The sequence below is a fragment of the Paenibacillus sp. IHBB 10380 genome, assembly GCF_000949425.1.
Taxonomy (GTDB): domain Bacteria; phylum Bacillota; class Bacilli; order Paenibacillales; family Paenibacillaceae; genus Paenibacillus_AQ.
The window spans coordinates 3520043-3541890 of the sequence record NZ_CP010976.1 but is presented as its reverse complement, the minus strand read 5'-3'; the positions used below and the strand labels follow the sequence as shown (position 1 = coordinate 3541890).

Annotated in this window: 18 protein-coding genes, 2 tRNA genes, 2 pseudogenes and 1 other annotated feature (1 of these 23 cut by a window edge); of the genes and pseudogenes, 18 read left to right on the top strand and 4 right to left on the bottom strand. The window is 39.8% G+C overall.

Annotated features, from left to right (window positions below; translation table 11 throughout):
• Positions 1–52: 52 nt before the first annotated feature.
• The 13 genes and pseudogenes from leuB to UB51_RS15770 all read left to right on the top strand — a co-directional run bounded on the left by leuB (position 53) and on the right by UB51_RS15770 (position 11960).
• The gene (leuB, locus tag UB51_RS15830; RefSeq protein WP_044878135.1) at positions 53–1132 is read left to right on the top strand and encodes a 3-isopropylmalate dehydrogenase; all 1080 of its coding nucleotides are present in this window, start codon (positions 53–55) and stop codon (positions 1130–1132) included.
• A 157-nt stretch (positions 1133–1289) separates the two neighbouring features.
• On the top strand, positions 1290–1829 hold the full coding sequence (locus UB51_RS15825; RefSeq protein WP_044878134.1) for a peroxiredoxin: 540 nt from the start codon (positions 1290–1292) through the stop codon (positions 1827–1829).
• Between the two features lie 240 nt (positions 1830–2069).
• Positions 2070–2477 carry a hypothetical protein gene (locus UB51_RS15820; RefSeq protein WP_044878133.1) on the top strand — a complete coding sequence of 136 codons (408 nt, stop codon included), beginning with the start codon at positions 2070–2072 and terminating at the stop codon, positions 2475–2477.
• Positions 2478–2717: 240 nt separating this feature from the next.
• Positions 2718–3824, top strand: a complete 1107-nt coding sequence (locus tag UB51_RS15815) for an ATP-binding protein (RefSeq protein ID WP_044878132.1) — start codon at positions 2718–2720, stop codon at positions 3822–3824.
• Positions 3825–3995: 171 nt separating this feature from the next.
• A pseudogene (locus UB51_RS29780) lies at positions 3996–4941 on the top strand (AAA family ATPase).
• A gap of 2 nt (positions 4942–4943) precedes the next feature.
• A complete protein-coding gene (locus UB51_RS15805; RefSeq protein ID WP_044878131.1) occupies positions 4944–6065 on the top strand; it encodes a DUF58 domain-containing protein in 1122 nt (373 codons plus the stop codon).
• On the top strand, positions 6062–7330 hold the full coding sequence (locus UB51_RS15800; RefSeq protein WP_044878130.1) for a DUF4129 domain-containing protein: 1269 nt from the start codon (positions 6062–6064) through the stop codon (positions 7328–7330). The genes UB51_RS15805 and UB51_RS15800 overlap by 4 nt, the downstream gene beginning before the upstream one ends.
• Positions 7331–7668: 338 nt before the next feature.
• On the top strand, positions 7669–7884 hold the full coding sequence (locus tag UB51_RS15795; protein ID WP_234405451.1) for a FeoA family protein: 216 nt from the start codon (positions 7669–7671) through the stop codon (positions 7882–7884).
• Positions 7885–7905: 21 nt separating this feature from the next.
• Positions 7906–8136 (top strand): FeoA family protein, encoded by a 231-nt coding sequence (locus tag UB51_RS15790; protein ID WP_044878128.1) that lies wholly within the window; start codon positions 7906–7908, stop codon positions 8134–8136.
• Between the two features lie 21 nt (positions 8137–8157).
• Positions 8158–10206, top strand: a complete 2049-nt coding sequence (gene feoB / locus UB51_RS15785; RefSeq protein WP_044878127.1) for a ferrous iron transport protein B — start codon at positions 8158–8160, stop codon at positions 10204–10206.
• A 354-nt stretch (positions 10207–10560) separates the two neighbouring features.
• Positions 10561–11520: an aldolase catalytic domain-containing protein gene (locus UB51_RS15780; protein WP_044878126.1), complete on the top strand. Its 960-nt coding sequence runs from the start codon at positions 10561–10563 to the stop codon at positions 11518–11520.
• A gap of 285 nt (positions 11521–11805) precedes the next feature.
• Positions 11806–11879 (top strand) — tRNA-Pro (locus tag UB51_RS15775).
• 10 nt (positions 11880–11889) lie between these two features.
• Positions 11890–11960 (top strand) — tRNA-Gly (locus UB51_RS15770).
• Positions 11961–12032: 72 nt separating this feature from the next.
• On the opposite strand, the pseudogene UB51_RS29775 reads toward UB51_RS15770, so the two are convergent.
• The 3 genes and pseudogenes from UB51_RS29775 to UB51_RS15755 form a co-directional block, all read right to left on the bottom strand.
• Positions 12033–12323: pseudogene (locus tag UB51_RS29775) on the bottom strand (tyrosine-type recombinase/integrase); the annotation flags it as partial.
• A gap of 27 nt (positions 12324–12350) precedes the next feature.
• The gene (locus UB51_RS15760; protein ID WP_044878124.1) at positions 12351–12857 is read right to left on the bottom strand and encodes a site-specific integrase; all 507 of its coding nucleotides are present in this window, start codon (positions 12855–12857) and stop codon (positions 12351–12353) included.
• A 34-nt stretch (positions 12858–12891) separates the two neighbouring features.
• Positions 12892–13272 (bottom strand): tyrosine-type recombinase/integrase, encoded by a 381-nt coding sequence (locus UB51_RS15755; protein ID WP_044878123.1) that lies wholly within the window; start codon positions 13270–13272, stop codon positions 12892–12894.
• Positions 13273–14109: 837 nt separating this feature from the next.
• On the opposite strand from UB51_RS15755, the gene UB51_RS15750 reads away from it, so the two are divergent.
• The 4 genes from UB51_RS15750 (at position 14110) to UB51_RS15735 (ending at position 17756) form a co-directional block, all read left to right on the top strand.
• The gene (locus UB51_RS15750; protein WP_044878122.1) at positions 14110–14409 is read left to right on the top strand and encodes a DUF2089 family protein; all 300 of its coding nucleotides are present in this window, start codon (positions 14110–14112) and stop codon (positions 14407–14409) included.
• Positions 14409–14693: a hypothetical protein gene (locus tag UB51_RS15745; protein WP_044878121.1), complete on the top strand. Its 285-nt coding sequence runs from the start codon at positions 14409–14411 to the stop codon at positions 14691–14693. Before UB51_RS15750 ends, UB51_RS15745 begins: the two co-directional genes overlap by 1 nt.
• A gap of 1016 nt (positions 14694–15709) precedes the next feature.
• Positions 15710–16279, top strand: coding sequence for an RNA polymerase sigma factor (locus UB51_RS15740; protein ID WP_044878120.1), 570 nt, complete (start codon positions 15710–15712; stop codon positions 16277–16279).
• Positions 16272–17756: a DUF4179 domain-containing protein gene (locus tag UB51_RS15735; RefSeq protein ID WP_044878119.1), complete on the top strand. Its 1485-nt coding sequence runs from the start codon at positions 16272–16274 to the stop codon at positions 17754–17756. Before UB51_RS15740 ends, UB51_RS15735 begins: the two co-directional genes overlap by 8 nt.
• Before the next feature lie 763 nt (positions 17757–18519).
• On the opposite strand, the gene UB51_RS15730 is transcribed toward UB51_RS15735, so the two are convergent.
• Positions 18520–18732, bottom strand: coding sequence for a hypothetical protein (locus UB51_RS15730; RefSeq protein ID WP_044878118.1), 213 nt, complete (start codon positions 18730–18732; stop codon positions 18520–18522).
• Between the two features lie 884 nt (positions 18733–19616).
• Between UB51_RS15730 and abc-f the strand changes: the two genes are divergently transcribed.
• Complete coding sequence (gene abc-f / locus UB51_RS15715) at positions 19617–21464, top strand: ribosomal protection-like ABC-F family protein (protein WP_044878115.1); 1848 nt, start codon at positions 19617–19619, stop codon at positions 21462–21464.
• Positions 21465–21574: 110 nt separating this feature from the next.
• Positions 21575–21848 (top strand) — a binding site (T-box leader) (it continues 25 nt past the right edge of the window).

Genomic DNA, 21848 nt, shown 5'->3' with positions numbered 1-21848 from the left:
CAATAAGAGGAGAATTCAATTCGTGTAGTTAAATAGAGAAGGAGCGATGATGATGTCAGAAGTTAAGAAGATAGCAGTCATTTCAGGAGATGGCATTGGACCAGAGGTTGTTGCAGAAGCAGAGAAAGTATTGAAACGCACAGAGGAATTATTCGGATATTCGTTTGAAACAGAGCATGCACTATTCGGTGGGATTGCAATTGATGAGAGAGGAACACCATTGCCGCTAGAGACACTTGATATTTGTAAAAAGGCTGATGCAGTTCTTCTAGGTGCTGTTGGTGGACCTAAATGGGACAACAACTCTAAAGAACTTCGACCAGAGACAGGATTGCTTGGTATTCGTAAAGAACTTGGATTGTTCTCTAATCTTCGTCCAGCTGTCGTATTTGATTGTTTGAAGGATGCTTCTACATTGAAACCAGAAGTTCTTGAAGGTACAGATCTGATGGTCGTACGTGAATTGACAGGCGGTATTTACTTCGGTGAGAAATTCAGACGTCAAGGTGAACATGGAGAAGAAGCAGTAGATACGTGCGCATACAATGTTATGGAAATAGAGCGTATCGTCCGCCAAGCTTTTGAAATCGCACAAAAACGTCGTAAGAAGTTAGCATCCGTAGATAAAGCAAACGTTCTTGAAACCTCTCGGCTATGGCGCGAAGTTGTAAACCGTGTTGCACCGGAATATCCAGATGTTGAGCTAGAGCACATTCTTGTCGATAACTGTGCTATGCAGCTATTACGTCGTCCTGCAAGTTTTGATGTTATCGTAACTGAGAACATGTTCGGTGATATTTTGAGTGATGAAGCAGCTATGCTAACAGGTTCTATTGGAATGTTGTCATCGGCTTCTATGGGGGAAGGTAGTTATGGATTATACGAGCCGGTACATGGTTCTGCACCTGATATCGCAGGCCAAGAACTAGCCAATCCTATTGCTACAATATTGTCAGTTGCGCTTATGTTCCGCTTAACCTTTGGATATAGTGATGCAGCAGATTCGATTGAGGCAGCTGTATCTGATGTACTAAATGCAGGTCATCGGACAAGTGATATTGCAGTGGATAAGAGCAAAGCTATCGGAACAAGCCAAATGGGCGATTTAATCGTTGCGGCCATGAAAAAATAGCTTGATTATAATTATTATAAAAAAATAATAGATATAATCTTGACTTTGATTTCACTGAATGATACCATTTGAAATGTAGAATCCGCATGTGATTCTTAACTATCTGAACAAGAGAAACTTTGGGTTTTTCTTACATATTTTAAAGGAGGAATTTAGCATGGCAGAACGTTTAGTAGGTAGACAAGCTCCGGACTTCACAATGGAGACAGTAACGGGTGATGGTAAAGATTTCGGTAAAGTAAGTTTGACCGATTATAAAGGGAAATGGTTAGTGCTTTTCTTTTATCCATTGGATTTCACATTTGTATGCCCTACTGAAATTACAGCACTAAGTGACGCTTATGATCAATTTAAAGCACTAGATGCGGAAGTATTGGGTGCAAGCACAGATTCTATCCACAGTCACAAAGCATGGTTAACTACTCCTAGAGATTATAATGGACTAGGTAACATTAATTTCCCATTAGCTTCAGATATTACGAAGAAGGTAGCTAGTGATTACGGTATTCTTATCGAAGAAGAAGGTATTGCACTTCGTGGTCTATTCATTATCGATCCAGAAGGTGAATTGAAATATCAAGTTGTTAATCATAACGATGTGGGTCGTAGTGTAGAAGAAACCATTCGTGTTCTTCAAGCTCTACAATCAGGCGGACTATGTGCAATGAACTGGAAACCAGGCGACAAGAACCTATAATTTCTATCTTGTCTTTATTTCATTAATTTACAGTACTTCGATTGTAATATCATCCCCCTTGCCTGCTAATAATGCTGGTAGAGGGGGGTTTTTCATCTATTCTATAAAAATAGTTTAAAGTCGGACAAATTCAATTGATATATAACATACATTGTAATAAGAAAAAAAGGAATTGTCTGTTACTATAGCGAATATTTTAAATTAGGAATAACGGTGGATATTAGAGGAGGGTGAACTACAATGAGTTTTTGCTGTGGAGCGAGTATGGTTGGTACGAAAGGAACGTTAAAGCATTACCGCACCCAAGTCCATAATGTTCCCCTGCTTTTTTGTCCGGTCTGTCACCGGGTAGAGGTTCATTATAAAGTGGAGAACGAATACGAAATTCTGGCAGAATATGCCCATGGAGATGGAGCATTCGAAGTGGACTTCCAAGACTATGTCATGGAGGATGAAGAGGAAATCTTCGAAAATGTGGTCAATCGCGAAACCGAGGATCCTAATAGTATTGTTCAGAATCAGATTGATATGGCGCTGGATTTACTCTCAGTTGCTAAGCAGATCGAGGATGAAAAGTGGGAAAGAGAGCTAAAACAAAGACTAGCTGTGATGAGCCAGAGAAGGTTACGTTTGCAGCATAAAGCATAATTTTCGCCAGATCTCAATAAAGTGACATTAAAAATCTCTGCTTTTGCAGAGGTTTTTTTATTATTATATGTAAAAAATGGATTTTTTTTGAGTTTCCCTCTTTTTCGACAGTTTCTCTGATTGACGATGCTCATTCTGAATGTCTATGATTAATTAGGAAAAACAAGTAAAGATGATTCAATTCTGACATAGGTGACATTACTTAGTATAAATCATAATTCCAGATAAGGGAGGAACATCGTGTTGAGTGAAATCCAAGAAACAAGGGTGGGGTCCCTTCAGACTTTTCAATCGACACAGCTGGTTAAAGATAAATACGAAAACATATTGGAGCATCTTGACAGTGGAATTATTCTCTTTAACCGACATGGAATGTTGACCTTTATTAATGTACAAATGGCTAGGTTGTTAGGCGCTTCTCGCAGTTCAATTATGGGGTGTAGTTTAACGCAAATATTACGCCAATCACAGTTGAGCCGTTTTAATAAACGGAAGATTCTACGAATATATAAAGAGACTATTTTTTATCGGAAAAGACATCATGAATTAAGTGATGAGAATGGACGTTACTGGTTATTAACAGTCACTTATGGAGATCAAATGGACGGTGATTTTTTACTTAGTGCCAAGGATGTTTCCGAACATAAACAAATTGAACAGACCGCATATCAGAATGATAAATTAGCTATGTTAGGTAAAATTTCAGCATCTATTGCTCATGAAATTCGTAATCCTCTTACAGCTATTCGAGGTTTTATTCAGTTACTTCGGCCACATTTACTCCAATTGGGTAAGGATGAATATACACGGATTATTCTAATGGAAATTGATCGAGCCAATGACATTATATGCGAATTTTTGAACTCTTCTAAACCATCTGCCCCGCAGACTATTTCCGTTCCTGTCATCCCCCTACTGAAAGAAGTAGTCCTGTTAACAGAAAGTGAAGCACTCTTGAAGGGCTGTCAGATCGTTCTTGATGAGGGACAACTATCCTTGAATATTCTGGTTGATGTGAAGCAGATTAAGCAGGTTATACTCAATCTTATCAAGAATGCTCTTGATGCTATTGGTGATGTAGGTCATTATCACGTCGGGATGATTAAGCTAGAGGTGAAGGAAGAACGAAATAACGTTGATATTCATATTTCTGACAATGGTAAGGGCATGGATCATAATACTCTGACTCGATTGTTTGATCCTTTTTTCACAACAAAGCTTAGTGGTACAGGACTTGGTCTCTCTGTGAGTTATCGAATCATTAAGAATCACGGTGGAACTATTTCTGTAGATAGTAGTGTAGGGGAAGGTACGAAGTTCGTCATCTCTCTACCAAAGGCTAAGTGAATGGGATCAAAAGCCGTGATATTCTTGGTGATTTATGAGAGTATCACCTTGTTCTCTATTGTTAATGTGGATGAAATAGTGTCTCCCGAATGGTATAATAACCCTAAATTTAGGATAAGTAGCTACACAAGTATCCAGAGATTGTAAACGGTTACCTATGGAGATGGGAAGATGGAGGTAAAGCAAATCCAAGCAATAACTAACGAACTCAAGCACAACGTTGGCCGTGTTATTGTAGGTAAAGAAAACGAGATTGAGTTACTGTTAACAGCGCTTATTGCATCGGGTCATGTACTCTTGGAAGATGTGCCAGGTACGGGAAAAACACGATTAGCAAAAACGCTATCGGCATCTATGGCTTGTAGATTTCAGCGTATCCAATTTACGCCAGACTTACTGCCAACAGATTTAACAGGGATACATTTCTATAATCAAAAAGAAGGTGAGTTTAACTTTCGCCCAGGGCCATTGTTTGCCAACTTCGTGTTGGCTGATGAAATTAATCGAGCGACCCCCAGAACTCAATCAAGTCTGCTTGAATGTATGGAGGAACGTCAAATAAGCGTAGATGGAGAGACGCATCAACTAGAGAGACCATTTATCGTACTTGCTACTCAGAATCCGATCGATAATCAAGGTACATTTCCACTGCCAGAAGCTCAAATGGACCGCTTTATGATGAGGATGAAGCTTGGATATCCTTCGGCGAACGACTACTCAGGGAGATACTGTAAGGTCTATTCAACCTGTAGTGACCCTTGAGCAGATTGTAGATATGCAAGAATCTTACAGGGCTGTTCACATTCATGAAGATTTATTACGATATATTGTCAATATAAGCGAATCTACCAGACAGCATAATGATCTGGTGCTCGGCGTTAGTCCACGAGGCTCTCAGGCCCTGGTAAGAGCCGTTCAGGCGAGAGCTGCTATTCATGGGAGGGACTACGTATTACCAGATGATATTAAAGTATTAGCACCCTTCGTGCTGAGTCATAGACTGGTATTCCGTAACCGTCTCCAACAGCAAGGAGGGCGAGCAGAGAGGTTATTAATGGAGATTATAGAGGCACTGCCGGTTCCTAGTGAAGACCAATTGGAAAGCAGCGTGAAATAGCGATGGCAGTATTGTGGCTGTGCCTGTCAGCAGTTTTCATTGTTGTGCTTCAAGGGCTAATATCTGGTGTTCCAGTGTTACGAGGTATTACCTATAATCGTGTTCTGAGCCTTGATCGTTGCTTTGAAGGTGATTCGTTTGAAATGGTGGAAACGATTTTCAACTCCAAGAGAATTCCCGTATTGTGGTTGCGGATTGAGGCCATGTTACCTGCGTCTTTTCATTTCCAGTCGGTGGAACCAGGAGAAATTAGCCAAGGAAATATATATCAGAATCATCGAAGTGTATTTACGTTACAACCCTATTATAGAATAATACGTCGTCATCCTGTTACAGCGTTACAGCGGGGTATCTATACTCAAGATACAGTAGCAATGACAGGTGGAGATTTGCTGGGCGTCTTCAATTCCACTCAGTCGGTGTCCGTGCATATGTCTCTCATTGTATATCCATCTCTCCTTGAATTAAATGAGCTACCTCCCTCATATCGAACATGGCAAGGAGAATTGGAAGTATCTCGCTGGGTCGTTGAGGACCCATTCTTAACCACAGGGACTCGTGAATATACAGGACAGGAACCTATGAACCGCATTCATTGGAAGGCAAGCGCTCGATCTGAAGCTCTGCAAGTATATAAACAAGGTTACAGCTCGAACCCTGAAGTGTTCATTTGTGTGAACGTTCAAGTATCTCCGAATATGTGGAATGTTGTGAGCAATCCAGAAATGGTCGAATGGGCACTCTCTTATGCAGCTACTGCAGCGGTCTGGATTACTGATCGAGGCATGAAAGTGGGATTCGGTCATAATGGTCATACGGAGTCTTCGAAGGATGATAATAACTCAATAAGGATGGTGCCGGCGGGTGGGCAACCTCATTTAGAAGATATACTCCAGTCTATGGCAGAAGTACAAATGAAATGTAAGAAGCCATTTGAACAATACTTAGTTGAAGAATTGGAACGAGATTGTCAAGAAACATGGGATTATTTATTAATCACAGCTTTTGTCTCTCCACAGATGGAGGAGCAAATTGCGTACCTACGCTCACGTGGTCATAGCATTTCGATTATGCCAATAGAGACAGATAGATCATATGATCAATACAAGGAGGGGACGGCATGAGCCGTCAACGAACGAAAGATCTAGTTATGTTATATGCTAAGTCTGGGTTATATGCTTTGTTGGAAATAGCGGCAGTTTATCCACTATTATTGTTGTTATCTATTTATGTTATGGATATCAATGCAATGGTAGCAGCAGCTCTTATGTGGCTTGGCAGTATAATCGGTAGAATTTGTTTCCAATCGGTTAAACAAAGGGGGGCTTCTTGGCTCTGTAGCATAGCTGTATGCCTTGTTTTTTTTATCGCTGTAGAAGGGTGGACGTCCGCGTGGAGCGAATGGATCGTTATTATACTAGTGTTGATTTCTTCACTTCGGGGTAGTTCGTTAAAGGATTGGAATGAAAGGTTTCCTATTCGTGCTCAGCTTATGGCTCTATTGATAACAATAGTCATCTCCTTATTTGCTGCAACAGTACTATCTATTGTTATGAAGGCTGGATTATACATATCTGCGTTGCTGATCCTCTGTTCTTATCTGGTGAGCTTACAATCTAGGCAACTGCAGACCGCAGCTATTGGTGATAGTTGGGCATCAGTTGCCCTTCGTCCACTCCGGGTTATTAATCACATCTGGATGTTCATCATTATATTGTCGATAATCTTGATTGCATCGTATAGTGAGCTCGCTGGAGGGATATATTGGTTGTTTCGTTCAGCCGTACAATGGCTATTCGGGTGGTTAGCGTCATCCCAAGAATCAAATAATATCACTGCTTCTGAGGAGCAGAATCCATTGGATTTGTCACTTTTACTGACAGATTATTCACCTAGCGACGGTGGGGAATGGGTCAATGTAATAATTCAAATATTCGTAGTCATTCTGATCGTTATTACGGCTTATTATATAGGCAGAATTGCCTTGAGAGGCATTCGGAGATGGATGAGTAGAATTGAGCGTCTATGGGGAATAGCCTCTTCCGTTATGAGAGAACAGGCGCCTCCTTACGTGGATCAAGCTGAACAATTAGAAATCCCAACACGTCCTCGGTTTATGTTTCGTCAGAGAGATATACTTCCAGTTAATGGACGCGATCAAATAAGATATTATTACCGAAATGTGATTAGGAAAGCCATCAAGAATGGGCTATCGTATTCTACATCTCAGACCCCTAACGAGGTTGCTAGTCAGCTAGGGACAACCCGGACCTCGGGATCACTCGCGCAGGAGGTTATTTCGTTATACAATGACGTTCGATACGGAAATAAGACGATAGATGAATCTCAACTAAGACACATTCATGATCATTGGAAGAAGGGGGAATAGGGAGATAAGGATCAGGCTAATAAGAATTGAGTAACTATGTTGAAACGGCTTTAGAGCCAATTACAACATGGTTTTTTTGTGTTCCGTTACATTTTTTGTGTCAAAAAGTAAGTCTATTATATGAAATATTTGTGTCTAATTCGATGTGGTACCTCCAAGAGTACTTGCTACACAGGGTTTCTGGTACTTTTATACATTTTTTTGTGATTATTAGAAAGTGATATTTATAATTGACAGTTTTTAGAAGCGAGACTTACATTTATAAGCGCAGCATTTACTGATAGCGGTTATCAATATCACTTTAAAATAGGTCCTCGTGGATAGAAAGGGATGAAATTATGCCATTGACCATGCTCTCTATAGGCAAATCAGCAATCATTAAAGAGTGCAGAGGAAAAGATTCTACTAAGAAATTTCTAGAAGGATTAGGGATGGTGCCAGGTACCCAGATTACAGTCATTTCAGAGAACGGTGGCAACCTGATTGTGCGTGTGAAGGATTCCAGATTAGCGATAGGCAAGGGTGTTGCACAGCAATTATGGGTTGTGGTGTAGATGAGTAATGGAGGGATTAGGATGGAACTAACATTAAAAGACTGTAGTCCGGGAGATAAAGCCGTCATCATAGCAATTAAAGGGGAAGGACCTGTTAGAAGACGTCTAATGGATATGGGTGTGACTAGAGGAACAGAGGTCATCGTTCGGAAAGTAGCTCCTATGGGCGACCCCATTGAAGTGAATATAAGAGGATACGAGTTAACCTTTCGTAAGGCAGAAGCAGATAATATTGTGATTCAGAAACGATGATAAACCTTAGGAGGATTGTAAATGTCCTATAGATTTGCACTTGTAGGTAATCCGAATTGCGGAAAAACAACCATGTTCAATGAGGTTACAGGGAGTACGCAGCATGTGGGAAACTGGCCGGGAGTAACCGTGGAGAAGAAAGTGGGTAATGCCAGGAGATTCAAAGAAAATATTCAGATTATAGATCTCCCAGGTATTTACTCTTTATCTCCATATTCATTAGAAGAAATGATTGCAAGAGATTACATATTGGATGAGAAGCCTGATGTACTCATTAATATTGTGGATGCAACAAATATAGAAAGAAATCTATATTTAACGACACAGCTTATCGAACTCGGTATCCCCGTTGTCGTTGCTCTGAATATGATGGATGCGCTCGAGGCAAAAGGCGATACGATTGAAATTACAAGATTAGAGAAACAATTGGGTATCCCGATCATTCCCACATCAGCTAACAAAGGTTTGGGTTCAAGAGAATTAGTAGAGAAGGCTCTTCAAGTGGCTCAAAGTGTCGCTACAGGAACTCCAAGTTCTTCTTCTTTACAAATTTTTGATGAGAAGCTTGAAGCGAGTATAGATGATGTAAGGGATGCAATCACAGATCGAGGGGCATATCATAGTTACCCTCTTCGCTGGGGCGCGGTGAAATTATTGGAAGGTGATGAAACGGTAATTGTCAAAACTGGACTGGGTAATGAAGCTTTAGAATCTGTTGATACATTACGTGATCAACTGGAGAAAGAATACGACAATGACATCGAGTCCATTTTTGCCGACTATCGATACAAGTATATTTCTAAGATTGTAGGTAAGTCGGTTAAAAAGAAAAGGATTTCGGGAGAGTTAACGGTCTCTGACAAAATAGATAAAATCTTAACAAACCGAATTCTGGCGATTCCTCTGTTTCTATTGGTAATGTATGTGGTGTTTACGATTACTTTTGGGTTTATAGGTAACTTCACCATCGATTTCATTGATCAATTGATTAATGTTTCATTAGCGGATGCTGTGACTACATTGTTACATCATGCTGGGGCTGCGGACTGGCTTGAGTCACTCATCGTTGGAGGTATAATAGCCGGTCTTGGTAGTATTCTTGTATTCGTACCCCAGATTATGATTTTATTCTTCTTTCTAGCGATCTTAGAAGACAGTGGTTATATGTCTAGGGCTGCTTTTATTATGGATCGATTACTAAGGAAAATAGGACTTAGTGGTAAATCCTTTATTCCAATGATTATGGGAATCGGATGTAGTGTTCCAGCCATCATGGCAACAAGAACTTTGGAGAATGAGAAGGACAGAAGATTGACGATCATTTTGACACCATTTATGTCTTGTGGAGCACGTCTGCCTGTTTATGCATTGTTTGCAGCTGCATTCTTCGCGAATTCTCAAAGTACAGTCATTTTTTCGCTTTATATTCTAGGTGTGGTTGTAGCTATACTTTCGGGTATTTTACTTAAGAAAACGATCTTTAAAGGAGAAGCCGAACCTTTTGTGATGGAGCTTCCGCCGTATCGTATTCCTACAATTAAAGGTCTGATGATTCGTATGTGGGACCGAGGGAAAGGTTTTATTAAAAAAGCGGGTACTGTCATCTTTGCTGCATCCGTTATTATATGGTTTGGACAAACATTCAGCTTCTCCTTGAGTGAGGTTGACGATGTGAGTAACAGTATTTTTGGAGCTGTAGGCAGTTTCATTGCCCCCTTTTTCGCACCGCTTGGATTTGGAGATTGGAGATCCTCGGTTGCGTTGCTAACGGGCTTCGTAGCAAAGGAGGCTGTTGTAGCTACAATGGGTATTCTCAACAATCTAGGTGAAGTGGGAGAAGATTCGGTACAGCTTATGGCTTCGCTCCAGCTGTATTTCACCCCGCTGAAGGCTTATGCCTTCATGACATTTACGTTGCTCTACATGCCTTGTATAGCTGCATTTGCAGCGATTAAGCGAGAAATGAACTCATGGAAATGGACACTCTTTGCGGTGGGTTATCAGACGGCAACGGCTTGGATCGTAGCCTTCATCGTCTATCAGGGGGGAAGATTGCTAGGGTTAAGTTGAGCGGAGGGGACAATCTATCCGCGTAGTGCTCATTATCAATAGAATGAGATCTATTGAATACTGATTTCGGTGTTGAACCTCAATTTATGAGAAAGAAGAGATGACGATGATAAATTGGATTCTTGGCGGATTAATTGTATTTTTCGTGTTATGGATTATCTTTAAGAAAGTTCAAAGTCTACACAAGGGAGAATCAAATTGTTCAGGATGTTCTCTCCAAGAAACTTCCAATTGTTCCTGTACTCAGACACAGCCACCGAACGAATAATTCGGTGGTTTTTATAATGCTTTACATCGCGATCTGCATTAAAGTATGATGAACTAATATTGCAAGGCTGAAAGGAGAAAGTATTAATGAAAGTAAACCACAGTAAAATTGTTGATTGTACAATTCGTGATGGAGGATTAGTTAATAATTGGGACTTCAGTGTTGAGTTTGTGCAGAATTTATATGCCGGTCTAAATGAGGCTGGGGTTGATTATATGGAAATTGGATACAAGAACTCTCCTAAGTTGTTGAGCGGTGCTGAGAATGCAGGTCCTTGGAGATTCCTGAACGATGATTTCCTGCGGGAAGTCATTCCGCAAAAAGGAAAAACTAAATTATCTGCTTTAGTAGATATTGGACGCGTTGATGAAAGTGACATCCTAAATCGAGCTGATAGTATGATTGATCTGATTCGGGTGGCTTGTTATGTTAAAGATGTAGATAAAGCGATTCAGCTTGTGACATTGTTCCATGAACGTGGTTATGAGACGACATTAAATATCATGGCTTTGTCCAATGTGATGGAGAATGAGTTAATTGAAGCTTTTGAGATGATTAAAGATAGTGTTGTTGATGTTGTATACATTGTCGATTCCTACGGAAGTTTGGATCACAAGGATGTTGAATTTTTGGTAGACAAGTTTAAGACTCACCTTCCGAACAAGCGTCTAGGTATACATGCTCATAACAATTTGCAACTTGCTTTCTCTAATACACTTGTAGCTTCTGAGCTTGGTGTTGAGCTTCTAGATGCATCGGTATATGGTATGGGACGTGCAGCGGGTAACTGTCCTACGGAATTGTTAGTTTCACAGTTGAAGAATACACCTTATAAGCTTCGTCCTGTACTAGATGTCATCGAACGACTAATGATTCCTTTACGTGAGAAGGAAGAGTGGGGCTACATTATGCCTTATATGATTACAGGTTCATTGGACGAGCATCCACGTTCTGCTATGGCTCTACGGGCTTCTAAAGATAAAGATAAATCAGTCGATTTCTATGATAAATTGACGACTCCAGAAGTAACATTCGAACAGAAATAAGAGTTGCTTGTGAACATATTGTATCGTTTCATATACAGTTAAGATACTGAGGTATCAGTGAGGGGAATATGCTCATTGATTACCTTTTTTTAAGTATTTAAGTAAGGTTAAGTTTTCACTACACTTTGCGTATATTTCTACGAAAAATGGTTACTGCCCCTTTAAGGGCAACGAAGTCGTTTCTTCTTGATATTTTAACTTGTCAAAAAAAGCTTGCAAATATCGGGTAAGCATGATATATTATTTCTTGTCTTCATAAGTAGTATTTATTTCCGAAGAGCACAACGGGACGTAGCTCAGCTTGGTAGAGCACCTGGTTTGGGACCAGGGGGTCGCATGTTCAAATCGTGTCGTCCCGATACGATCTTCGCGGGTGTAGTTCAATGGTAGAACTTCAGCCTTCCAAGCTGATAGCGTGGGTTCGATTCCCATCACCCGCTTCATATGTTTTAAAGCCTGAAACCCTTGGTCCGCAAGGGTTTTTTCTTTGCGAAAAATTCGACAAACACATGCTAAAATACCTCCGTGGTGTCTGTTTGGTGTCCATGGTCTTTTCTCTTGGGATCTAAGATGTCAAAGAGATCAGAACTCCCTCTATTAATTTCTGTACCTCTTTCCATATAGATATCTGATGTCGTTGCAAGTTTGGTATGTCTGAGTAGTTCTTGCACTGTTTTAAGGTCAGCACCGTATAAACGTAACAACATAGCGGTAGTATGTCTCAAATCGTGTAGTCGAACACGTGGGAGGTCATGGTCATCTAGGAACGTACGCCAGCGGCGTGATGGAGTATTCGGATAATACTTGTCACCGTGTCCTGGGTGAAATAGTTATTGCTTGTCTCCGCCTTTCCAATCGCCAGGAGCGCATGACATTCTGTTCTTGAGCCATTCTCGTTTGTATAATGCTATTTCATTCATGTACCACCTTGGCATGGGAACAAATGCTTCAGACTCGACTGTCTTCAATTCTCCCTCCACGGATTTTCCGAATTCATCAAAGGTAATTTGTTTGTCTATGTGGAAACCACCATTCAGCATATTGATGTTATCCAATTCTACGGCTAAGAATTCACCCCTTCGGAATCCTCCTAGTAGCACGCCGATATAGTAAAGTTTCCACTGAGCAGGTTCAGAATACAAGGCTGTAATTACATCACCTGCTTCTGCTGGGTCATATGACTTTTTACGTGTCTTGAGTTGTCTCTTTTCCGCTTTGTCTGCAGCGGGACGCTTTACTCCGATCATAGGGTTGTCCACTAACAAATGCCATTCATGAGCTGCATCGATAATTGCCTTTAGTGCTTTATAAATGTTTAGAATAGTATTTGTGGCCAAGGGTTTCTTTCGACCATCTTTGCGAGCTTCAACACTACGTAATCCGGTTAAAGAAGGATACTATCTGCATGGTGGTTATCTTGTCCAAATGGTAGCGACCAAAAGTAGGGAAGAGATGCGTTTTGATAACGGCCATGTAATTCTTTCGAGTGTAATCTCCTAAATTCACGTTAGCGTAATTCTCTTTCCACTTCCCATTAACAAAATCTTCGAATCCGATAGCTCCGGGTTTAATCCATTTACCTCCCTTTACGTCCTCTTCGAACTTAGCTGCAGCAAGATCCAGTTCTCCTTTCTTAGGCTTATGATCCAGTGTAAGGGTTGTAGTCTTCCGAATGCGCTCACCCTTAGCATCATAACCTAACTCCGCAATTAGCCTGAACTTGTTTTCTCCTCGTGATACCCAATTCGCCAATTAATCTCTCTCCTTCCAAAATTCAAAAACGGTTTTCAAAACTTAATAGATCATTAACGTCCTTCATTTGGATTAAGAATTTCTTTACGGACTGTCCATAGCTTTCAGATATTCGGGATAGAAATATTGTTATTTTCCCGTTAATACTTCTAATATCGCAAGGCAATACAGGGATCCCACTAAGTTGGGATTGGTTGTCCGATCCGAACGCTGTAACGCTGAGACAACTGATGAGATTCTTGATTACTTCCAACAATTATCTATAAGACTTGCAGACTATCATCAAGAACGATTGCAAACCCAAATCATCAAGGGGCGGAATATATAGATTTGATCGGACCCACACATCCGCATTACTAAGCAGCTCTGAGAAAATATGAAACTCTTTGTCAACGGTTGCAAGAGAGTAAAGAAAGGGGAGGATGCAACCATTGAATGTGAAAGCTAAGACATTTTGGGTGTGGACGGATAAGGCAGAAGCAAAGAACCCAGCACGTACCTGATCAGGAGAACCAGTATGGGAAGATAACCTGTATAACGCTCCACAATGGATGAATTACAAACTCTACCCCTGCAGCTTTTCCGTAAAATGCCTGTTGAAAAACATCAAGTCTGCAAAAAAACATCTGGAAAATTGATAACTTTACACTATCCAAAAACAGAATCATTTTATAAGTGTTTCTATTCTCTCCACCTGCAAATATAAGAAAAATAACTTTAACTTTAACTTCTATAAGTAAATAATTAAACATTTAATAAATATTAATTTTAATAATATTAAAATTATTTTTGATTTTATTAAATCTGTGTGTTAATCTATTGAAAAAGGAGGGGAATATGGATATTAGAAATGTGCCGAATTGGATATTATCCTTGGACAATGAAGACATGGAATTCATTAAAAATTTTGTACTCAAATCAGGTTCATTGAAAGAAATTGCAAAAGTATATGAAGTGTCTTATCCAACAGTAAGGCTAAAGCTCGATAGATTAATCGAGAAAATAAAAATCAATGACGCTATAGATAACGAGGAATTCATCAAATTTATCAAAAATCTCTCGATTGATGATCGCATAAGCGTAGAGGACGCAAAACTGATCATTGAAAAATACAAACAAGAAAGGAAAGAACCATAATGGATGATATATATAGACTTTTAATTATTGTCGGGATATTAGCAGTCCAATACTTTTTCTCAACTCGGAACAACGTTTTTTGGGGAGCGATTATACCAGCAGCCTATATTGTGTTTTCAACATGGATGTTTGTTACGGATCGTACCGAAAGTACTGTAGGGTTTATCCTTTATCTACTATTAGGGTTACTTTTCCTTATTGCAGAATGGAGTGCAGGAAGAAAAGCCCTTAACCAGAAAAGAAAAAAAGAATTGGATAAGATAAAAACTCACGATATGAAGTAGTTTAATTTTAAAGAATAATAACAAAAAGACTATCTCTTGGAATTAGATGATCTTTCCTTTCATGTAAATGGTATTCCTTAAAATGTTTTTGCCTTTCTGATTTCTATCTTCTAGACTAGTTAAAGATAATGAATGATGAAACTCTTTGTTAACTAACCTGCCCGTTCGTATTATGAGATCAACCAGTTCTTTCTGGTTGGGACGTAAGATCCCGTATAACAAGCGATGCTACGGAGCGACAAGAGGAAAACGTAGGGGCTGCCAGTGATGATTGGGAGTGGATTAAGTTCGAGGATATTATATCAGCGGAAGTGTAGTTTTTTTTCGAAATCCGAAAACATCGGTAAATACCCCGCTAACCTTAATTGGTCGGTGGGGTATTTTTTTTGTTTCGGTAAGGAAAATTTTCCTGAGCGTATGATAATCTTCATTTACATGATCCCAAATGAATATTGATCTTACATTATATGTAAGGACCGTACCTTGTCAGTTTTGGAAGGGTAGTTTATGTTCGAGATTAAGCTAACGGACAGGTTAGTTTAAAGTATACATCTAGATAATGTAGTCTGAAAACTTCTTCAGATAGGCGGTTATTATGAAAAGATTGGTGATTTCACTAATAGCTCTGTTTATTGTTTCCGCTGTGTCGTACTGAACTAACGCCAAAAAAAGGCTGAAGAGAAATTCAAACTATGGCTTAGAAGCAAAGAAGGTAATGAGTTTGGGGTTTATGGGTTTATTCAATTTGACCTGTCAACCGAATTTGCCGATGTGTCTATAGATGAAATGCCGACAAGTGCCCCAAAAAAGAAATATATTCCATATTCTTTTTCTTAATCGGGGTAGTACCAGCGAAGCTAACAGCACTCGTATATGTGATTAAATGGGAAAATTTATTGATAACCTCGCAAGTAGCAGTTCACCCAAGTGAGGGAAAAGTTTTTTCCTCTTTTTATGAACCAAAATACGAGAACTGGTGAATAAGAAGTGAAAGGAAAAACGAGGAGGTCTTTTAAGTGCAAGAAAATAATCATTTTCCAATACCCAAGGAAGGAGGTCCAGTTGATTTTGAAACACTTGTTCAACCTCACTTAACTAGTGCATTTCGAGTCGCTTTTTTGATCGTCCATGATTACCATCTAGCTCAGGATTCCGTTCAAGAAGCACTATGGGAAGCGTATCAATCACTTTATCGATATGATACACGAAAAGGGACATCGTTTCGAGCTTGGTTTATGAAAATTGTGACACATCGTGCACTTAATATGGTGCGTAGAAAGAAAAAAACGGAAGAATATATGGACTCTATTGACCTTGGGCAAAACCCATTGGAGAGTATTCTTCAAAAGGAGAAAGAGCAACAGATTTGGCAAGCGATTCAGTTGATGACGCCGAAGCATCGCTCTGCAGTTATTCTTTACTATTATGAAGAGTTTAGTATAGCTGAAATTGCAAAAATCCTTGGTGTGTTTGAGGGTACGGTAAAATCAAGGCTACATAAGGCCAGAAAGTTAATTGCTGAAAAAATACAAGTTAAGAAAGAAACACACGTAATTTCCGAGATGGGAGCGATCATGCATGACTAATAATCTTGACAAACAGATTACACAAACTCTAAAAAAGGTAGCTGGAGAATTGGATCAGCCTAATTTTGTGATGCCTGACCAAGTGGTAGCCTATAAAAGAAAAAGGTCACGTTTACTAGGCACTTTGGTACTTACTGTCTCAATTAGCTGCGCTTTGCTTTTAACAATATCGGTGAGTCCTACCTTTGCGGCCTATGTTAAATCTTTATTTGATGGTTCTGATAAAGAACTGCAATATGCAGCACAGGAGGGTTTTTCACAGAAGGTAAATGCCTCTGTTACTGATCGGGGCTATACTCTTGAAATAGAGGAGATATTGGCTGATCCGATGAGAATTGTGGCCGTTTATTCGATCAAGGATCAGCAAAAGAACTTTATTCATCCGGATAAACTTCACATAAGTAACGTAGAGGTAACAGATTTGAAAGGGAATGTAATTAAAGAAACTAAAACGTATGGGATAGAAATCCAAGAAAATTACGGATATCTCACTCTAAAAAAACCCGGGGAAACAGAAGAACAGAAGCTTTTATTACAGTTCGAGGGGAATCAGATCGACTCTGTTAAAGGAAATTGGGCCTTAAAGATTCCTTTTGATTTAGAAAAAACAATTAAGGCTTCAAAGGTGCTAGCAATCGATAAGACGTATACCACACCACAGGGACTGCAAATCAATCTAAATAGCATTATGCATTCACCGACTGCTGCTCGTGTGGATTATGAAACGAAATGGACGGAAGAGGCAAAGAAAAGATTAGTACAGGAAAGCAAACAAGTGAAAGGAAAAGTAGATTCAGCTGATCCTTATGTTCGCTATGATGATTATAAACTGAATTTTCATATTGAAAATGAAAAAGGAGAGAAAGTAAAAGATTTAACTAGGGTGCTTGATACTCCACGCAAAGCCGTAGGAGAATACGGTCATTCTAATCGGAAGTATGGATTTGCTCCACTGCCTCCTGATCATCAATATATACTAGTATTGGATTCTTTAGAAAAAACAGAACCGTATGAGCTGGGCGTATCATTTGAGCCAAAACAGCTTGCCGAAAAACCTGTAAGAGTAGATAAGGATGGCAAAACGATTGAGATCATGTCAGTAACACTTGACGAACCATTAAATGAAGCATCTCCAAAGAATGAGAAGCACGCTACTATTTTACTAGAGGCTTACTTGAAGGATATATCATATATTAATCTAGCAGATACGATTTTAATGGATGATGACACAGATAAAATTATTAATCGTTTTGGTTGGACTATAAAGGATGAAAAGGGCAAAATATACGATGTAACAGGTGGAGATTTTAAAATGATAGGAAAGGATGAACAAGGCAGAAATCATATCCGAATAAAATTGCAAAGTTATGAAATGAAAGAACTCCCTCAAAAGATCAGTCTTACTTCAGAATTGGCAAAAAAGAGCTATGACCTGGATTGGAAAGTACCATTGCCAATGCCAAAAGAAGACAAATGAGAAGCAATGGAAGCGAGAAAAGCAATTAAGGAAAGGGAAATAATACTAAATATGTATAACTAAAAAAAGAACAGGAAACATCGCAGTCGGTACATATAAAATTAAGAGTTGTGTGGCACCTTCGATAGAAAAGCGAAAGTGGAAAATCAGGGCCTTTTAATTGTTTAACAGTGTCTGGTAGTAGCCGCGGGTACATCTGCACAAAATCTTGAATTTTGTAATGTCCTTCTCGAGCCTGTTCAACTCTAATGGAAGAACTCATTAACTTCTATCATCTGGGGTGCGGCGTTTGCGCTGCATGTATGGCTAACTGGTACGATACTTCAAGAATTTGACTCGCTTTTGTTTATAAGGATTAAATAAAAATCCAAGAGGACCACAAAGGCATAGTGCCAATGTAGTCCTCTGTTTTTCTTTCTATTAATCTTAATCAATCCATTCTATGTTAGCAATATCCGCATAAGGCACCCACGTAGGGCCTTCTGACGTCCGAATTTTGGCACGATTAGAGGCGGTGAATACTTCTGCCACTCCGCTTATTGTTTCGCCGTTACTAAGCTTTAAAGTCACTCTCTGGCAAATAGCTGAAGCTGATATTCGAGCTTAGTGGCTAGTTATTCTCCTCTCAATCAATTTGAGTATGTTTGTCTACCCTTGATGTTCGTTTCATCCCACCACTTCAAAAATTCCTTTCGTTCTACCAACAAACTCTTGGTTCCCACACGGAAGCTTGGTATACTTCCGTGATCGGGATTTGTATTAATTAATTCATAAACCCTACGAAGTGAAATACTGGTGAATTTTGATATCCCTTAGCTGTTAAGTAGTTGGGAAGTTCTCGACGATCAATCATCTTTCGATTTTCAATGGTACTATTATTTGTATAAAGAAAAGGATCAACAATCTCGTTCATTTGGTAATTTGACTGCTCATAATTGAGGTGTGAGAATTCTTCGCTTAATACTAATTTGTTCATATGTTCGCTCCTTCCAAATTTAGGATTGTCCTATCTAAAAAGTATTATAAGGCTTTGTTGCGCTTTGAGTAAGAATCCTCCATCCAATTGCGTAAAGTTCTTTGACCACAGTGTCAACCTCGAAATCAGAAACGATAAAATCATCACAGATATGAATGGTTGTGTTACCTAACTTAAATGTTTCTATAACATTCCCTTTGGTAGATAAAATTTTCATCTGAGCTCTGCTTTCTCTCTATCTTCGATCCAAGAAACAAGAACTTCTTTTCGGATTCGACGGACGTTACCAACCTTATAACTTGGGATAGGATCCTCTTTCATCAGGCACCAATTACGCGCAGTCTTGATACATACACGGGGGCGGTCAGCCTCCCAAGCTGATAGCGTGGGTTCGATTCCCATCACCCGCTTTTATCCAAAAAGTACCGAAAACCCTTCTCGCGAAAGGGTTTTTTCTTTGCAAAAAATTCGAAAACGACTGGCTTGTTTCCACTTATGGGGCAGACGATAAATATAATTTATGATCATTTAGGAATTAAGTTGAACTATTGAGCTTAGCCTGATAGAATGTAAGCGTATAATAAATTCAGGTAAAGAAGAGGTAACCACGACGCCGATGAAGTAAACCATCTATTTCTCTATAAACTGCATGTAAATGAAACAGGCAGTCTCTACAGTGTGTAGGGGAGAGGATAGGTGTGTCCAATTCAGGTGTTATCGTCACCATGAGGCAAGGGCCTTTTTGGATTACTGACGATCCTTCTTTGTTGAGCCATATCATCTTTAACATCCCACTGTAGGCCTGTGCCTGCGGTTTTTTTGTGTTTCAGGGTTAAATGTCCGTGAAGTTTATAGTTACTGATATTTAAGAAGGGGTGATATTTATGAGGAGCATCTTACGTGGTAGGGGTTTAGGAAAAGAATGGAATGGTAAATTGTGTTTTGAGCATGTAGACATAGATATTTATGAAGGAGAAAGGATCGCCCTGTTTGGAAGTAATGGCGTGGGGAAAAGTACTCTTTTTCAAATGTTAACAGGTGAGGTTGAGCCCAATGAAGGTACGGTTGAGCGTGGTTTGCCAGTAGAACACTGGGGAGTTATGGAACAGCATGGAGATGGCTTATTGGATCTAACGACGTATCAAGCAGCTCAGCATGACAGTCAAGAACTCTGTGAGATCAAACAGCAACTTATAAGATACGAGAATGAGCTTCAGAATATTTCCTTAGATCAGAGTCAATCATTGCTTGAGGCTTACGGGCATTGGATAGGACGATACGAGCAATTAGATGGCTTTAGGTGGGAAGTTGAACTAGAGAAGATCTTGACGATGCTTCAGATTGGCTCTGAGCTATGGGAAGTTCCATTCGCCCAGTTAAGTGGAGGTCAAAAAACGAGAGTGCGTCTGGCTTCACTCCTCGTTCGCAGACCCCAGTTCCTCATGTTAGATGAGCCAACGAACCATTTGGATGAGTCTAGTATGTTGTGGTTGGAGCAATGGTTGTTACACTATGAGGGAACCGTATTGTTCGTATCTCATGATAGAACATTCTTAGATCGAGTGGCTACCGGGATTTGTGAGTTAACTGAAGTGGGCTTGAAGAAATATAAGGGGAATTATAGTGATTATCGACGTGAAAAAGAAAGAGAATTGAGGGAACAAGAAGCACTTCATAAGAAGCAACAACAGGCTCGTGAAGCACTAGAAGAATCGATACGAAGATATCAGGAGTGGTTCAATAAAGCGGATAGCGCAGCATCTAAACAAGAAATGCCAAGTGCGGTTAGTTATTATAAAGCGAAAGCGAAGAAGAACACTTCTCGTTATCATGCTAAGCAGAAGGAAATGGAAAGACTTGATGCAGAGAGTGTACAGAAACCACGAAATGGTTCCAAATTAAATATGCAGATGGGGGCGGGTTCTTTTGCTGCACGTAATCTAGTAAGACTTGAGCAGGTTACTTATGGATTTGAGGGACATAGTCCTTTGTTTAACAGGTTAGATTATGTCCTTGCTCGAGGGGATCGGCTTGCGGTTAGAGGGGCTAATGGTACAGGGAAATCGACGCTATTGAAGCTGATGATGGGGCATATAGTTCCTATTACAGGCGAAGTTCGGCATCATCCAGCGATGAAGATCGGCTATTTCTCACAAGAACTAGATGGCTTGGATGATGAACAGACGTTACTGGAAACCTTGTTATGCTTACCAGATATGACGGAGACTCATGCACGGACCATTCTAGGGTGCTTTCTCTTTTCGCGTGAGGATGTATTCAAGAAGGTAGGACTCTTAAGTATGGGGGAACGATGTCGGGCAGCTTTTTTACAGCTTTATTTCAGTGGGGCCAATCTGCTTGTACTCGATGAACCAACGAATTATTTAGATATATCGACACGTGAAGTTATTGAAGATGTACTTCAAGGATACCCTGGCGCACTTGTTGTCGTCTCCCATGACCGAATGCTTGTACGAAAGCTAGCGAATCGATTGTTGATGCTATCTAGCGAGCATGTGCCACAGTTGTTCGAAGGGACGATTGAAGAAGAGGAAGAATCTATCGCTATGAAGGGGCAGTCACGGGTAGGGAATTCATCCAATGACAATGAAAGAATTGAATTAGCGTGGGAGCTCTCAAGATTGCTGAATGAAGAGGAAGGAACGGAACAGGAGAATGCTACAAGAATGGAGAAAATTCGCATGCTTCGTAAAGACCTTGAAGCGCTGTAGGTTCTATACTCAATATAAGAATAATTTTAAGATTGAAAAGCGAACTAGACTTGCCAGCATTCACAATTATGCATATAATAATGGTCTATAGAGTGTGTTTTTGTTATTAATGAAATGCAATGATGGAGAAGAGTAAGTAGTGCCTCTATACAGGGAGGAAACGCCTTTAGATTGAGAGCGTTTCTACAGATACAGGCTACCGAAGTTCCCTCCGGAGCAGTTCCTTGAACTTGTTCGTAATTTAGACTTTTTAAATTATAGGGTAAGCGTAGAGGATATCGGTTCACGATCCGTTATAATCGTTTAAAGTGAGAAAATGATGTTTGGATAGGCAGAAGCCAGAGGCTATTTTGCTTCTACTGAGCATGATTTCTAACAAGGGTG

Bases quoted from the DNA above. Each gene is read 5' to 3' on its own strand.
- UB51_RS15825 (WP_044878134.1), top strand. From the start codon at position 1,290: ATGGCAGAACGTTTAGTAGGTAGACAAGCTCCGGACTTCACAATGGAG.
- leuB (WP_044878135.1), top strand. From the start codon at position 53: ATGTCAGAAGTTAAGAAGATAGCAGTCATTTCAGGAGATGGCATTGGA.
- UB51_RS15745 (WP_044878121.1), top strand. From the start codon at position 14,409: ATGGATGATATATATAGACTTTTAATTATTGTCGGGATATTAGCAGTC.
- UB51_RS15790 (WP_044878128.1), top strand. From the start codon at position 7,906: ATGGAACTAACATTAAAAGACTGTAGTCCGGGAGATAAAGCCGTCATC.
- abc-f (WP_044878115.1), top strand. From the start codon at position 19,617: ATGAGGAGCATCTTACGTGGTAGGGGTTTAGGAAAAGAATGGAATGGT.
- UB51_RS15800 (WP_044878130.1), top strand. From the start codon at position 6,062: ATGAGCCGTCAACGAACGAAAGATCTAGTTATGTTATATGCTAAGTCT.
- UB51_RS15805 (WP_044878131.1), top strand. From the start codon at position 4,944: ATGGCAGTATTGTGGCTGTGCCTGTCAGCAGTTTTCATTGTTGTGCTT.
- UB51_RS15780 (WP_044878126.1), top strand. From the start codon at position 10,561: ATGAAAGTAAACCACAGTAAAATTGTTGATTGTACAATTCGTGATGGA.
- UB51_RS15730 (WP_044878118.1), bottom strand. From the start codon at position 18,732: ATGAACAAATTAGTATTAAGCGAAGAATTCTCACACCTCAATTATGAG.
- UB51_RS15750 (WP_044878122.1), top strand. From the start codon at position 14,110: ATGGATATTAGAAATGTGCCGAATTGGATATTATCCTTGGACAATGAA.
- UB51_RS15795 (WP_234405451.1), top strand. From the start codon at position 7,669: ATGCCATTGACCATGCTCTCTATAGGCAAATCAGCAATCATTAAAGAG.
- UB51_RS15820 (WP_044878133.1), top strand. From the start codon at position 2,070: ATGAGTTTTTGCTGTGGAGCGAGTATGGTTGGTACGAAAGGAACGTTA.
- UB51_RS15735 (WP_044878119.1), top strand. From the start codon at position 16,272: ATGACTAATAATCTTGACAAACAGATTACACAAACTCTAAAAAAGGTA.
- feoB (WP_044878127.1), top strand. From the start codon at position 8,158: ATGTCCTATAGATTTGCACTTGTAGGTAATCCGAATTGCGGAAAAACA.